The organism is Janthinobacterium sp. GL_088, assembly GCF_057837845.1.
This window is the reverse complement of record NZ_CM174453.1, coordinates 1,916,097-1,929,876: the sequence shown is the minus strand read 5'-3', so window position 1 is coordinate 1,929,876 and position 13,780 is coordinate 1,916,097. Positions and strand designations below refer to the sequence as shown.

The following is a 13,780-nucleotide window of genomic DNA, read 5'->3' as shown; positions in this document are numbered from 1 at the left end:
ATGCGCCTGGGAAACATATTCTTCCAAGCATCATGGTGCTGCTAGATCATAAACCAGTTTCCGGCGGTTTTTTCATATTCCTTATTGGCAATATCTGAAACGCCACAGACCAGGTGCAACACGATCGTTGCAACGCCGTTGCATGGCAAGAAAATGAAACAAATCGTTTAGAATAAAGCATGCGCCGCCCTCCCCAACCTCCGCTCGACCACCGCGACAAACCCGTCATCTGGACCGTCTCCGTCTCGCGGCTGTTCGACCTGTTCCGCGACATCACGCTCGAATACGACGACCTGGCGACGATCGAACCGATCAACCTGGGTTTCGACGACGCCGTGCGCCACATCCGCGAACGCATGGCCACGGAGCGCTGCGACGCCGTCATCGCGGCCGGTTCGAACGGCGCCTACCTGAAAGGCCGGCTGTCGGTGCCCGTCATCATCGCCAAGGCCAGCGGCTACGACGTGATGCAGGCGCTGGCGCGCGCACGGCGCATCTCGCCGCACATCGGCGTCGTCACCTACCAGGACCCGATGCCGGAACTGGCCGAATTTGCCGCCACCTTCGGCTTCCAGATCGCGCAGCGCACCTACGCTACCGAGGAAGACGCGCGGGCGCAGATCAATGAACTGAAGGCGGCGGGCGTCAAAGCCGTCGTCGGCGCGGGGCTCGTCACCGACCTGGCCGAGGAAGCCGGGCTGGCCGCCGTCTTCGTATATTCAGCCACGGCCATCCGGCGCGCCTTCGACGACGCACTGGAACTGGCGCGCCTGACCCAGATCGAATCGAACCGCGGACGACGCACGGTGGTGGCCGACACCCTGCGCGCGCGCCACGGCCTGCACGATCTGCGCGGCGAATCGGAAGCGATGGAAGCGCTGCGCCAGTCGGTGGTGCTGTATGCGCGCTCGCCGGCGACGGTGCTGATCCAGGGCGAGACGGGCAGCGGCAAGGAACTGGTGGCGCAGGCGATCCACCGCGAAAGCCCGCGCAGCCTGGGCGCGAACCGCCCCTTCATCGCCATCAATTGCGGCGCCATCGCCGAATCCCTGCTGGAATCGGAACTGTTCGGCCACGAGGACGGCGCCTTCACGGGCGCGCGCCGCGGCGGCCATGCGGGCCTGTTCGAGGCGGCCAACCACGGCACCCTGTTCCTCGACGAAATCGGCGAGATGCCGCTGGCCCTGCAAACGCGCTTGCTGCGCGTGCTGGAAGAGCGCGAAGTGGTGCGCGTGGGCGGCACGCGGCCCATCGCCATCAATGTGCGCATCATCAGCGCCACGCACTGCGACCTGGAGCAGCGCATCCGCGAAGGACGCTTCCGCGCCGACCTGTTCTACCGCCTGGCCGTGCTGCGCCTGCATTTGCCCGCCTTGCGCGAACGCGCCAGCGACATTCCCGGCCTGACCGAATGGTCGCTGAAAAACGCGCTGGCCGCGCTGGGCGCCCGTCCGCACCCGAACCTGCAGGCGGAAATCCAGGCTTGCGCGCCGCTGCTGCGCCGTTACGACTGGCCCGGCAACGTGCGCGAATTGCGCAACCTGGCCGAGCGCCTGGCGCTGTTCCTGGCCGCCGAACCGCTGCAGGCGCTGACACCCGCCTTCGTGCTGGGCGTGGCGCCGGAACTGGCCAACGCTGGCGGCACGGCGGTGCTGCCGGCGGCGCCGGCCGCCACCGTGCCGCCGCGCCTGAAAGACGAAAGCGCCAGCGCGGTGCTGGCGCGCTTCGGCGGGCGCCGCGACGCCGCCGCCCACTACCTCGGCATCAGCCGCACCACCCTGTGGCGCCGCCTGCGCACCGGCTAACTCCCAACCAACGACGACACCATGGACGACTGGCCTCACCTGCACGATTTATGGCAGCGCTGCACGGGACACGCTAGCGCGAGCGGCAACCAGGGACTGGCAAGCGACCAGCGCGACATCAAGGCGCTGTACGCGCGCGGCATTTCGATGGAAGACGCGCTGCACTTCCTGTATCAGCAACGGCCGACGCTGCAGGCTTACACCGACTGGATCGCCGCGCGCACGCGCCCACGTCCGGCGCACGCCGCCAGTCCCCACCAGGACGTGCTGTCCGCTTCCGACCTGCACCATTTCGAGGAACACGGCTATCTGGTGCTGCGCGGCGCCGTGCCGCGCGCGCAGTGCATCGCCGCACAAACGGCGATCTGGGACTACCTGGGCGCCAGCCCCGATGATGCGGCATCGTGGTACCGGCCGCACCCGGGCAAGCGGGGGCTGATGCTGCAGTTTTCCGACCATCCGGCCCTCGAGGAAAACCGGCACAATGCGCACATCCGCCACGCCTACCAGCAGCTGTACGGCACTGGCGCCGGCATCTACGCCAGCATCGACAAGGTGAGTTTCAATCCGCCGGAAACGCCGCAGCACCGTTTCCTGGGCAGCGCCCTGCACTGGGACGTCAGCCTGCAGCAGCCGATTCCCTTCAAGCTGCAAGGCATGCTGTACCTGAGCGACTGCCCGGCGCGGCACGGCGCCTTTCACTGCGTGCCCGGATTCCAGCGGCACATGGCCGACTGGCTGCGGCAAGTACCGCCGGGCCGCCAGCCGCGCGAATGGGCCATTAAAGACTTGCAAGCCGTGCCCGTCGACGGCATGGCCGGCGATTTCATCATCTGGCACCAGGCCCTGCCCCACTGCGCCACGCCCAACCGCGGCCCGGCACCGCGCATGGTGCAATATCTGACCTACCTGCCGGACCACTACCAGGATCAGGATGCGTGGATCTGAACCACTCATCCCGCCCTGCCGCCGCTCATCCCGCAGCGCTGGCCGCGGGGCGCGTACGCCGCTAGCATGGTCGTCAAGGAGGAGTACCCCATGAAACGAACACTGCAAACATTGATCTTGCTCAGTACCCTGCTGGCGACGGGCGCCAGCCAGGCCGCCGCGCCAAAGGCCTTCACGGTCGAAGTCACCGGACAAGGCCGTCCCCTGATCCTGATTCCCGGCCTCGCATCGTCGGGCGAAGTGTGGCAAGGGACGGTGGCGCGCCTGTGTGGCCCGCAAGCCGCGCGCCAATGCCACGTACTGACACTGGCCGGTTTTGCCGGCGCGGCACCCATCGAAGACGACTTGCTGGCGCAGGCGGAGCGGCAACTGGCCGACTACATCGGCAGCCAAAAACTGGGCCAGCCAGCCATCATCGGACATAGCCTGGGCGGCTTCCTGGCCCTGAAAATGGCCATCGACCATCCGGCGCAAACGGGCAAGCTGGTGATCGTCGACTCGCTGCCGGCACTGGGCGCGACGCAACTGCCCACCATCACGCCGCAGCAACTGCAAGCCATGTCCACGCAGATGCAATCGGCCATGCGCGCGCAGGATGACGCCACCTACGCCGTCAGCCAGCGCCGCGCGGTCAGCAGCATGGCCAGCGCGCCAGCCGACGTGGAGCGCATCATCGGCTGGGGACTGCGCTCGGACCGCGAGACGGTGATCAAGGCCATGGGCACCCTGATGGCCAGCGACCTGCGCCAGGACGTGGCGAAAATCAAATCGCCGACCCTGGTGCTGGGCACCTGGATCGCCTACAAGGATTATGCGCCGCGCGCCGCCATCGAAGCCACCTTCCAGCAGCAGTATGCACAGCTGCCAGGCGTGCAGATCGCGTTGGCCGACACGGCGCGCCATTTCATCATGTACGACCAGCCGGACTGGATGCATGCGCGCATCGAACAGTTCCTGGACTAGACAGTGAACCTACCCTTGCAACGGCCGCCGCTGCTGGCCAGGATCAACTGGTACTGGACCTTCCAGCTGGCCGGCTGGGGCGCGCTCAGCCTGTTCAACAGCGTGTATGGCGGCTCCACGCAGCTGCGCATCGTCGTGACGATTGCCAGCTGGGGTTCCCTGGGCGGGCTGCTGCTGTCGCACCTGTGGCATGGCGTACTGCGCCGGCGCGGCTGGGCGGCGAATGGCTTGCGCTGGACGCGCATCGTGCCGTCGCTGATCGTGCTGGCCGCCATCCAGACGGCCAGCGTGGCGGCAGCCTTCCATGTCATGTATCCGCCGGGCACCATCCGCGGCATCGCCTGGCTACCCGGCGCGCTGCTGTTCTGGTTCGGTGTCTACCTGACCTGGACGGTATTTTACTTCACTGCGCAGTCGCTGCGCCGCGCCAGCCGCTTCGAGGCCGAGGCGTTGCGCCTGGAAGTGCTGGCCAAGGATGCCCAGTTGCGTGCCCTGCAGGCGCAAGTCAATCCGCATTTTTTCTTCAACAGCCTCAATAGCGTGCGCGCGCTGATCTTCGAAGACCGCGACGCGGCCGCGCACATGATCGACCAGCTGGCTGGCCTGATGCGCCACGCGCTGCAATCGGGCCAGCATGCCACAGTGCCCCTGTCGGCCGAACTGGACGCCGTGCGCGCCTACCTGGCCATCGAACAGATACGCTTCGAGGAACGCCTGCGCGTCAGCTTCGCGATCGAGATAAGCGCTCCTGGCCTGGAGCACGTGCGCGTGCCGCCCATGGCCCTGCAAACGCTGGTGGAAAACGCCGTCAAATACGGCGTCGAAGCGAGCGCCGAGGGCGGCGACATCCGCATCACGGCGCGGCGCGCCAGCCCTGCCGACGGCGCCACCTTGCTGCAGATCGACGTGGCCAACACGGGCGCCTTGCGCGAACCGGGCAACTCCACCTGCGTCGGCCTGCGCAATGCGCGCCAGCGCCTGCAACTGGCCTGCGGCGAGCGCGCCAGCCTGGAACTGTGTGAACAGGCGGGCTGGGTACACGCCACCATCCACCTGCCGGAGCAGGCATGAACGGTCAGCCGCTCAAGGTGCTGCTGGTCGATGACGAGCGCCTGGCGCGCGCCGAGCTGCGTCGCCTGCTGGCGCCGCATGTGCAGCAAGGTGCCGTGGAGATCGTGGGAGAGGCGGCCAGCGCGGCCGACGCCGTCGCGCAGATCGGCAAGCTGCGCCCCGACCTGCTGCTGCTCGACGTGCAGATGCCGGGCGGCTCCGGCTTCGACCTGCTGGCCGCGCTCGATGATGCGCCCGACGTCATCTTTTGCACGGCCTTCGACCAGTACGCGCTGCAGGCGTTCGAGGTCAGCGCCCTCGACTACCTGCAAAAACCCGTGCAGGCGGCGCGCCTGGCCACGGCGCTGGCGCGCGCCGGCGCGCGGGCGCAAGCCGTGCCGCCGCCCGCGCCGCGCAAGGTCTTCATCAAGGATGGGGAACGCTGCTGGTTTGTCGCGTTTGACGATATCCGCCTGCTGGAATCGGAAGGCAACTACACGCGCGTGCATTTCGGCGCGCAGCGTCCGCTGATGCTGCGCACCTTGAATCAGCTCGAAGAAAAGCTCGATCCCGCCCTGTTCCTGCGCGCCAACCGGCGCCAGATCGTCAACCTGGCGCAGGTGGCGCAAGTGTCGCCGAATGCCGCCGATGGCCTCGACCTGCACCTGCTGGACGGCAGCTTGGTCGAGGTCTCGCGCCGCCGCGCGCAGCAGTTCAAGGCCGCCTGCGGCCTGTAACGCGATTACTTCAACGCGGGGATCGGCTGCGCCTGGAAGGCCGGGCGCGGCTGCTCCTTGAGCTTTTTCGCCAGCATGTCGAGCGCCACTTCCAGCTGGCGGTCGGCGCCATTGAAGGTGGCGTGCGGCGGATTTTCCACCTCGACGTCCGGCACCACGCCCACGCCTTCGATCAGCCACTGGCCGTCGATGCCGAACTGGCCGTTTTCCGCCACGCGTGCCATGCCGTTGTCAGCCAGGCGCGTATTGTCGCTGAGCCAGACGCCGGCGCCGGCCGTGCGCTTGCCCACCAGCGGCGCCAGGCCCAGGGCCTTGATGCCGGCGGCGAAGGTCTCGCCATCGGAATACGTGAGTTCATCGACCAGCACCACCAAGTGGCCGCGGAAGGTGTTCTGCATGTTCGACGACGGCTGCACGCCCGGCGGCGCCCAATAGGCCCAGGCCTTGCGCAGCAGTTTTTCGATGATCCAGCTGTCGATATTGCCGCCGTTATTGCGCCGCACGTCGATGATCAGGCCTTCGCGGTTGATGTTGGCGTAAAAATCGCGCGCGAACGAGGCGATGTCATTGGCGCCCATGGCGCGCAGGTGCAAGTAGCCGATGCGCCCCTGCGAAGCGGCGGCCACCTGCTCGGCGCGGCTCAATTCCCAGTCGCCATAGCGCAGTGCCGTCTGTTTCGCCATGTTGACGGGCGTGACGATGACGGCGCGCGACGCGCCCCCTTTGCCATTACCCCGTTTAACTTGCAGCAGCACCTGCTTGTCGGCCTGGTTCAATAACAGGTCGCTGATGTCGCGCGCGGCCAGTACATCCTTGCCGTTGACAGCCGTGATCACGTCGCCCGCCTTCACGTCCACTTCGGGGCGCGACAGCGGTGCGCGCGCCAACGGCAATTCCGCTTCGCTGCGGTAGACATGCTCGACCTGATAGCCATCGCTGGTGCGCGCCAGCACCGCGCCCAGGCCCGCCGGCGTGCCTTCCTGCTCCGTGCGACGCAATTCGCCGGGGCGGATCTGCGAATGCAGGGCACCCACTTCGGCCACCATCATGCCAAGTAAATCATTGAGTTCGGCACGGTCCGTGACCCGCTCGACCAGCGGCGCATATTTGTCGCGCGCCGCCTTCCAGTTCACGCCGCGCATCTTCGCGTCGTACAGGAAGTCGCGGTGCAGGCGCCACGCGTCGTTGAACATCTGCTTCCATTCCAGGCGCGGATTCGAGACAAACGTCCAGTCGCCGACCTTGACCTTGGCCTTCGACAGGTCGGCCGGCAGCTTGGCGCCCGCCTCGATCACCAGCATCTCGCCCGGGCCGGTGGCGTCCGCAGTACGGTAATACAAATGCTTTTTATCCTGCGCCAGGTCGAATTCGCGCACATTGGCCACCAGCAGTTCCGGCTTGGAGCCGGTATTGCCAATCGCCAAGGTCTTCAGGCTGGACTTGTTCTCGCCACTTTCCCGTTCCAGGAAATACAGGCGCTTGTCGTCGGCGGCCAGCGCGCTGTAATTGCCCGCCGCCAGCGGCACTTCATACAGGCGCTCGGTCAGGCCCTGGCTGACGATGGCAGGCAAGGCGGCTGGGGCCTTTTTCACGGCGCCCTTGCCGCCGGCCTTTTCCAATGCCTTTTCCGCCGCCTGTTCGGCCGCCTTTTCACCATCCGTCTCCGCCGGTTTCACTCCCGGACGGCTCAGCTCATCGTCGGGCTGGAACGGGAAACGGTTGCCCGGCTGCAGCGCCAGCGCATATACGCCGATGCGCTTGTCGAACACGGGGCCCATGTTGCGGTCGCCCCACGGCGAACCATTGGCCAGCTGAAAATTGCGCGCCGACATGAAATACAACCACTTGCCGTCGGGCGAAAACACGGGCGAACCGGACGTATAACGGTCACTGGTGACAAATTGCAGCTGTTTCGACGCGAGGTTGTACAGGCCGATCTGCTCGCGCTGCTCGTTGCTGGCCACGCGCACGATGGCCAGGTTGCGGCTGTCGGGCGACCATTGCACTTCGTCGTGCTTGTCCACGCCGGCCTTGCCTGCGTCGTCGATCAACTGGTTGCCCCTGGTCGCCAGATCCAGCAGCCAGAAACGGCCCTTCTTGTCCGTGTGCGCCAGCCAGCGCCCGTCCGGCGACGGGTACAGTTTCCAGCGGTGATTATCTCCCTGCGTCGTCAGCTGCTCGCCCTTGCCCGAACCATCGGCGGCGTACTTCCAGATTTCGTTCTCGCCGCTCGTGTCGACGATGGCGAAGACGGATTTCTCGTCGCTGGAAAACACGGCGTCGCGCGCCCGCGCCCCTTCGGGAATGGCGATATCGACACGGCGCAGGCTGCCCGTGCCGGCGATGCTGACACGGCCCCGTGCAGTAAGGATGATGCGCTCATCCTTGCCCGACACCTGGACATTGCTCAAGGTGTCGAGCGGCGAGCGGATCTGGCGCGCACGCTGCTGGTCGAAATCGGACACGAGGCTGATCGGCAATGGCGATGAGTCCGTCCCTGCCGCCAGGTCCAGCACCTGCAGGTCTGCGCCCAATTGATACACAATCTTGCCGTCACCCAACTGCGCATTGCGCACATCCCACTGCGTGTGGCTGGTCAAGGCGCGGCGGTCGGAGCCATCCGGCAGCATGCTCCACAGATTGTCGCTGCCACCCTCGTCGCTGATGTAATAGACGCGGCCCTGCCACCACATGGGGCGCTTGTTGTTGCCAGCCAACACAGCAGGCTCCGCGTGCATGCGCACGGCCTCGCCCTTGCCATCGAGGTCGTAGCGCCACAGGACGGCATGCGCGCCGCCCCGGTAGTTGCGCACATTGTCGTTGGTCATGGCCAGGCCGAAACGCGTGAAAAACAGCGTCTTGCCCGCGTCGTCGAGCACGGCATCGTTCGCGTCGGCCACGGGAAACATTCGGCGCGTCTGTTTCACGGGATCGATGGCGGCGACGATGCGGCGCGAAGCGGGACCATCCGTGTTTTGCGTGCTGACCAGTACTTCACCCTGCGCCGTCCAGCCCAGCACCAGTACGCCGCCATTGTCGTACGAAATACGGCGCGGCAAGCCGCCGGCCAGCGGCATCACATACGCTTCCTGCGCCCCTTCATAGGCGGCGGAAAAGGCCAGCCACTGGCCGTCGCGCGAAATCGCCGCGTTCGTTTCATAGCCGGGATGCGTGGTCAGGCGCTGCGCCGCGCCACCGCGCACGCTGCTTTTCCACAAGTCGCCTTCGGCCGTGAAGACGACGGTATCGCCGCGCACGGCGGGGAAACGGAAGTAGCTGCCGGCAGGCGCGGCAGCGGCAGCAGCGTTACCCAGCAAGCCGGCGGAAAACAAGAGGAGGGCGAGAGTACGGGAAATTTTCATGTGAGCATCCAGATAGCGGTCAGGTGGCATGGACATCATGTCGATACCGGACAGCAATTCTGGCATAACTACGACCAAAGAAAACCTTCTTAAAACCTTCTTTATTGCCCATAAAAACGTAAAAAAACCCGCGCCACTTGCGTGGGCGGGTTTTTCGTTGACTGCAGGAAGCTTATTCGACTTCCACCGTTTCCGGCGCAGCCGTCGGTGCCGCGTCTGGCGGTTCCGGGAATTCCAGCAAAACCTGGTCCTTGTCGTCGAGGTCGACGGTGACCCGTCCGCCGGTGACCAGGCGGCCGAACAACAGTTCGTCGGCCAGGGCCTTGCGGATCATGTCCTGGATCAAACGTGCCATCGGACGCGCACCCATGAGCGGATCGAAACCTTTCTTGCCGAGGAAAGCACGCAGCTTCTCGGTAAATACGGCTTCGACCTTTTTCTCGTGCAACTGCTCTTCCAGCTGCATCAGGAACTTGTCGACCACGCGCAGGATGATTTCCTGGTCCAGCGAGCGGAAGCTGATGGTCGCGTCGATGCGATTGCGGAACTCCGGCGTAAACATGCGCTTGATGTCGGCCATCTCGTCGCCAGCCTGCTTCGAATTAGTGAAGCCGATCGACGTCTTTTGCAAGCTTTCCGCGCCCGCATTGGTCGTCATGATGATGATCACGTTGCGGAAATCGGCTTTGCGGCCATTGTTGTCCGTCAAGGTGCCGTGATCCATCACTTGCAGCAGGATATTGAAAATGTCCGGATGGGCTTTTTCAATTTCATCGAGCAACAAGACCGCATGCGGCTTCTTGGTGATCGCTTCCGTCAGCAAGCCGCCCTGGTCGAAACCAACGTAGCCCGGCGGCGCGCCGATCAAACGACTGACGGCGTGGCGTTCCATGTATTCCGACATGTCGAAACGGATCAGCTCGATACCGAGGATGAAGGCCAGCTGTTTCGCCACCTCGGTCTTGCCGACGCCGGTCGGACCGGAGAACAGGAAGGAACCGATCGGCTTGTCCGTCTTGCCCAGGCCGGCACGCGCCATCTTGATGGCCGAGGCCAGCGCATCGATGGCGGGATCTTGCCCGAAGACAACATTGCGCAAGTCGCGGTCGATCGTCTGCAGCTTGCTGCGGTCGTCCTGGTTGACCGTTTGCGGCGGAATGCGCGCGATCTTGGCGATGATGTCCTCGATCTCGGCCTTGCCGATGGTTTTCTTTTGCTTCGACTTCGGCAGGATGCGCTGCGCCGCGCCCGCTTCATCGATGACGTCGATCGCCTTGTCGGGCAAATGGCGGTCGTTGATGAAGCGCGCCGCCAGTTCGGCCGCCGTCGACAGGGCCGAGGCCGAGTATTTCACGCCATGGTGCTCTTCGAAGCGCGATTTGAGGCCGCGCAAGATTTGCACGGTTTGCTCGACGGTTGGCTCGTTGACGTCCACTTTCTGGAAGCGGCGGGAGAGCGCATGGTCTTTCTCGAACACGCCGCGGAATTCCGTGTACGTGGTCGCACCGATGCACTTCAACTGGCCATTTGCCAGTGCCGGTTTCAACAGGTTGGACGCGTCCAAGGTGCCGCCCGACGCCGAACCCGCACCGATGATGGTGTGGATTTCGTCGATGAACAGGATGCCGTTCGGATTGTCCTTCAGCTGCTTGAGCACGGCTTTCAGGCGCTGTTCGAAGTCGCCGCGGTATTTGGTCCCGGCCAGCAAGGCGCCCATGTCCAGCGAATACACGACGGCATTCTGCAGGATTTCCGGCACATCGCTTTGCGTGATGCGGTAAGCGAGGCCTTCGGCGATGGCCGTCTTGCCCACGCCCGCCTCGCCGACCAGCAGCGGATTGTTCTTGCGGCGGCGGCACAGGATCTGGATCACGCGGTCGACTTCTTCCTCGCGGCCGATCAGCGGGTCGATCTTGCCTTCGGCAGCGGCCTTGTTCAGGTTTTGCGTGAACTGGTCGAGCGGGCTTTCCTTCGGCTGGCCATCGACGGGCGCTTCTTCCACGCCTTCGGAGGCTTTCGCGCTTTCCGTCGACTGGTCCTTGCGCACGCCGTGCGAAATGAAATTGACCACGTCCAGGCGCGTCACGCCCTGCTGGTGCAGGTAGTAGACCGCATGCGAATCCTTTTCGCCGAAGATGGCCACCAGCACATTGGCGCCCGTGACTTCCTTCTTGCCATTCGAGGCGGACTGGACGTGCATGATGGCACGCTGGATCACGCGCTGGAAACCAAGCGTCGGCTGGGTGTCGACTTCGCCCGTGCCAGGCACGGTCGGCGTGTTGTCGCCGATGAAATTGGTGAGGGTCTTGCGCAGGTCCTCTATATTGACCGCGCAGGCACGCAACACCTCGGCAGCGGAGGGATTGTCCAGCAGTGCCAGCAGTAAATGCTCAACCGTGATGAATTCGTGCCGTGCCTGCCGAGCTTCGACAAACGCCATGTGCAAACTTACTTCTAATTCCTGCGCAATCATACTTCCTCCATCACGCACTGCAGGGGGTGCCCCGCCTTGCGCGCATGCGTTAAAACGAACTCCACTTTGGTACACGCTATATCTTTAGAGAACACGCCGCACACTCCTTTGCCGTAGCGATGAACACTGAGCATGATTTGCGTCGCCGTTTCACGGTCCTTGTTGAAATACTCCTGAATGATGGCCACCACAAATTCCATCGGGGTGTAGTCGTCATTGAGCAAGGCTACCTGGTAGAGCGGTGGCGGCTTCAGCACTTGCCGCTCCAGCAGGGTTTCTGTGTCGTGCTTGGTTGCCATACGCTTATTCTAATGCTTTCACAGTGGTTGTCATGCGCAATATCTACGCCTTTCCAATTGTTTTCAATCTTACGCGTTTTCTTAATAGTGCGCAGATGGCGACCTTGCCGCCAAAATCAAGAGTTGCTTTTTTGGTTGCCGTGAAGAATTTGGCAATATCGATGGAAAAGCGCTTGACTTCATTATTTATTCCGCCAACAATGCTGTATCGACTGTTGCAGTAATGTACAGCTTGATAAGAAGTGAGACGTCGAGGAGGGGGCAAGAAGCTTCTTGCTTTTATGGCTCGTGTGATTTGTTTTAATTTTGAAAGTTCTTTTTATGGCAACAGGTACAGTTAAGTGGTTCAATGATTCCAAAGGTTTTGGCTTCATCACTCCAGATGATGGCGGCGAAGATTTGTTTGCTCATTTCTCCGCAATCAACATGAACGGTTTCAAGACCCTCAAAGAAGGTCAAAAAGTTCAATTCGAAGTCACGCAAGGCCCTAAAGGCAAGCAAGCTTCCAACATCCAAGCAGCCTAAGCATCGCCTGCCCTCAGATGTGAAAAACCCCGTCTCCTGACGGGGTTTTTTTTCGTCCGCAGGGTGCGCAGCACCCTGCCCCTCGTGTTACATGTGCTCGATCATCACGGCGCCGAAACCGGAGCACGACACTTGCGTGGCGCCTTCCATCAGGCGGGCAAAGTCATAGGTGACGCGCTTCGAGGCGATCGACTTTTGCATCGAGGAAATGACCAGGTCCGCCGCTTCCAGCCAGCCCATGTGGCGCAGCATCATTTCCGCCGACAAAATCAGCGAACCGGGGTTCACGTAATCCTTGCCAGCGTACTTCGGCGCCGTACCGTGCGTCGCTTCGAACATGGCGACGGAGTCGGACAGGTTCGCGCCCGGCGCGATGCCGATGCCGCCCACTTGCGCCGCCAGCGCGTCGGAAATGTAATCGCCGTTCAAATTCAGGGTGGCGATGACGCTGTATTCGGCCGGACGCAGCAAAATCTGTTGCAGGAAAGCGTCAGCGATGGAATCCTTGACGATGATGTCGCGGCCCGTCTTCGGGTTCTTGAACTTGCACCATGGACCGCCATCGATCAGCTCGGCGCCGAATTCCTTTTGCGCCAGCGCATACGCCCAGTCGCGGAAGCCGCCTTCCGTGTACTTCATGATGTTGCCTTTGTGCACGATCGTCACGGATGGCTTGTCATTGTCGATCGCGTACTGGATGGCCTTGCGCACCAGGCGCTCCGTGCCTTCGATGGAGACGGGCTTGATGCCCAGGCCGGACGTGGCCGGGAAGCGGATTTTCGTCACGCCCATTTCATTGACGAGGAAATCCATCAATTTCTTGGCTTCGGGCGAACCCTGCTGGTATTCGATGCCGGCGTAGATATCTTCCGAGTTTTCGCGGAAAATCACCATATCCGTCTTTTCCGGCTCTTTCACGGGCGATGGCACGCCCGTAAAGTAGCGCACGGGACGCAGGCAGACGTACAGATCGAGCTGCTGGCGCAAGGCCACGTTCAGCGAGCGGATGCCGCCGCCCACGGGCGTGGTCAGCGGGCCCTTGATGGAAACGACGTAATCTTTCAGCACTTCCAGGGTTTCTTCCGGCAGCCACACATCGGGACCGTACACATTCGTCGATTTTTCGCCCGCGTAGATTTCCATCCAGCTGATCTTGCGCGCGCCGCCGTAGGCCTTGGCCACGGCAGCGTCGATCACCTTGATCATGACCGGGCTGATATCGATGCCCGTGCCATCGCCTTCAATGAAGGGAACGATGGGATTATCTGGTACATTCAGCGAAAAATCGGCGTTGACGGTGATTTTTTGGCCGTCAGCAGGTACAGTGATATGTTGATACATCGTGATCTCCGAAGTGGGACACACCGCTGGCGGGCAACACAGGCCGGCGACGCGCTCTGCGGTTGCAGAGTTTACAAAAACAAGTCCGAACATGGCGGCAACAACGCACTTTAGCAGGGAAAGAACACCCGGGCCATCCGCGGCGCCAAAGAACCTCGTTGCCATACCGCCTCAAGTCTTCTATAAGACATAAGACTGACGTTTCACATTATGCACCAGTATCTTACAGGGCGCCACGCTTTTGCGGCGCCGACCAGCAGCCACCATCGCTTACATC

10 protein-coding genes are annotated in these 13,780 nt (G+C 62.9%); 6 read left to right on the top strand and 4 right to left on the bottom strand.

Translation table 11 applies throughout. The features are described 5' to 3' along the window. Positions 1 to 179: 179 nt before the first annotated feature. The 5 genes from prpR (at position 180) to AC3IQ7_RS08730 (ending at position 5,503) form a co-directional block, all read left to right on the top strand. Positions 180 to 1,805, top strand: a complete 1,626-nt coding sequence (prpR, locus tag AC3IQ7_RS08750; protein WP_489209048.1) for a propionate catabolism operon regulatory protein PrpR — start codon at positions 180 to 182, stop codon at positions 1,803 to 1,805. 21 nt (positions 1,806 to 1,826) lie between these two features. After that, the gene (locus AC3IQ7_RS08745) at positions 1,827 to 2,753 is read left to right on the top strand and encodes a phytanoyl-CoA dioxygenase family protein (protein ID WP_489209046.1); all 927 of its coding nucleotides are present in this window, start codon (positions 1,827 to 1,829) and stop codon (positions 2,751 to 2,753) included. Between the two features lie 90 nt (positions 2,754 to 2,843). Next, positions 2,844 to 3,716, top strand: coding sequence for an alpha/beta fold hydrolase (locus tag AC3IQ7_RS08740; RefSeq protein ID WP_489209044.1), 873 nt, complete (start codon positions 2,844 to 2,846; stop codon positions 3,714 to 3,716). Positions 3,717 to 3,719: 3 nt separating this feature from the next. Continuing rightward, complete coding sequence (locus AC3IQ7_RS08735; protein WP_489209042.1) at positions 3,720 to 4,787, top strand: sensor histidine kinase; 1,068 nt, start codon at positions 3,720 to 3,722, stop codon at positions 4,785 to 4,787. Next, on the top strand, positions 4,784 to 5,503 hold the full coding sequence (locus AC3IQ7_RS08730) for a LytR/AlgR family response regulator transcription factor (protein ID WP_099378989.1): 720 nt from the start codon (positions 4,784 to 4,786) through the stop codon (positions 5,501 to 5,503). Before AC3IQ7_RS08735 ends, AC3IQ7_RS08730 begins: the two co-directional genes overlap by 4 nt. Before the next feature lie 5 nt (positions 5,504 to 5,508). Here the strand turns inward: AC3IQ7_RS08730 and AC3IQ7_RS08725 are convergent, their stop codons facing one another. From AC3IQ7_RS08725 to clpS, 3 genes are all read right to left on the bottom strand, one after another. Further along, positions 5,509 to 8,865, bottom strand: coding sequence for a S41 family peptidase (locus AC3IQ7_RS08725; protein WP_489209040.1), 3,357 nt, complete (start codon positions 8,863 to 8,865; stop codon positions 5,509 to 5,511). A gap of 172 nt (positions 8,866 to 9,037) precedes the next feature. After that, entirely contained in the window at positions 9,038 to 11,338 is a 2,301-nt protein-coding gene (clpA, locus tag AC3IQ7_RS08720; RefSeq protein ID WP_035825884.1) for an ATP-dependent Clp protease ATP-binding subunit ClpA, read from the bottom strand. Next, the gene (clpS, locus tag AC3IQ7_RS08715) at positions 11,335 to 11,637 is read right to left on the bottom strand and encodes an ATP-dependent Clp protease adapter ClpS (RefSeq protein WP_034751577.1); all 303 of its coding nucleotides are present in this window, start codon (positions 11,635 to 11,637) and stop codon (positions 11,335 to 11,337) included. Before clpS ends, clpA begins: the two co-directional genes overlap by 4 nt. Before the next feature lie 321 nt (positions 11,638 to 11,958). Between clpS and cspE the strand changes: the two genes are divergently transcribed. Further along, positions 11,959 to 12,162, top strand: coding sequence for a transcription antiterminator/RNA stability regulator CspE (gene cspE, locus AC3IQ7_RS08710; protein ID WP_010395943.1), 204 nt, complete (start codon positions 11,959 to 11,961; stop codon positions 12,160 to 12,162). Positions 12,163 to 12,249: 87 nt separating this feature from the next. Here cspE and icd read toward each other — a convergent pair whose 3' ends face one another. Next, complete coding sequence (gene icd, locus AC3IQ7_RS08705; RefSeq protein WP_099378987.1) at positions 12,250 to 13,503, bottom strand: NADP-dependent isocitrate dehydrogenase; 1,254 nt, start codon at positions 13,501 to 13,503, stop codon at positions 12,250 to 12,252. Positions 13,504 to 13,780 lie beyond the last annotated feature (277 nt).

What these genes read in the sequence shown, in the direction of transcription:
- prpR (WP_489209048.1), top strand. Translation starts at nt 180, where the DNA reads ATGCGCCGCCCTCCCCAACCTCCGCTCGACCACCGCGACAAACCCGTC.
- AC3IQ7_RS08745 (WP_489209046.1), top strand. Translation starts at nt 1,827, where the DNA reads ATGGACGACTGGCCTCACCTGCACGATTTATGGCAGCGCTGCACGGGA.
- AC3IQ7_RS08740 (WP_489209044.1), top strand. Translation starts at nt 2,844, where the DNA reads ATGAAACGAACACTGCAAACATTGATCTTGCTCAGTACCCTGCTGGCG.
- AC3IQ7_RS08730 (WP_099378989.1), top strand. Translation starts at nt 4,784, where the DNA reads ATGAACGGTCAGCCGCTCAAGGTGCTGCTGGTCGATGACGAGCGCCTG.
- AC3IQ7_RS08725 (WP_489209040.1), bottom strand. Translation starts at nt 8,865, where the DNA reads ATGAAAATTTCCCGTACTCTCGCCCTCCTCTTGTTTTCCGCCGGCTTG.
- clpA (WP_035825884.1), bottom strand. Translation starts at nt 11,338, where the DNA reads ATGATTGCGCAGGAATTAGAAGTAAGTTTGCACATGGCGTTTGTCGAA.
- clpS (WP_034751577.1), bottom strand. Translation starts at nt 11,637, where the DNA reads ATGGCAACCAAGCACGACACAGAAACCCTGCTGGAGCGGCAAGTGCTG.
- cspE (WP_010395943.1), top strand. Translation starts at nt 11,959, where the DNA reads ATGGCAACAGGTACAGTTAAGTGGTTCAATGATTCCAAAGGTTTTGGC.
- icd (WP_099378987.1), bottom strand. Translation starts at nt 13,503, where the DNA reads ATGTATCAACATATCACTGTACCTGCTGACGGCCAAAAAATCACCGTC.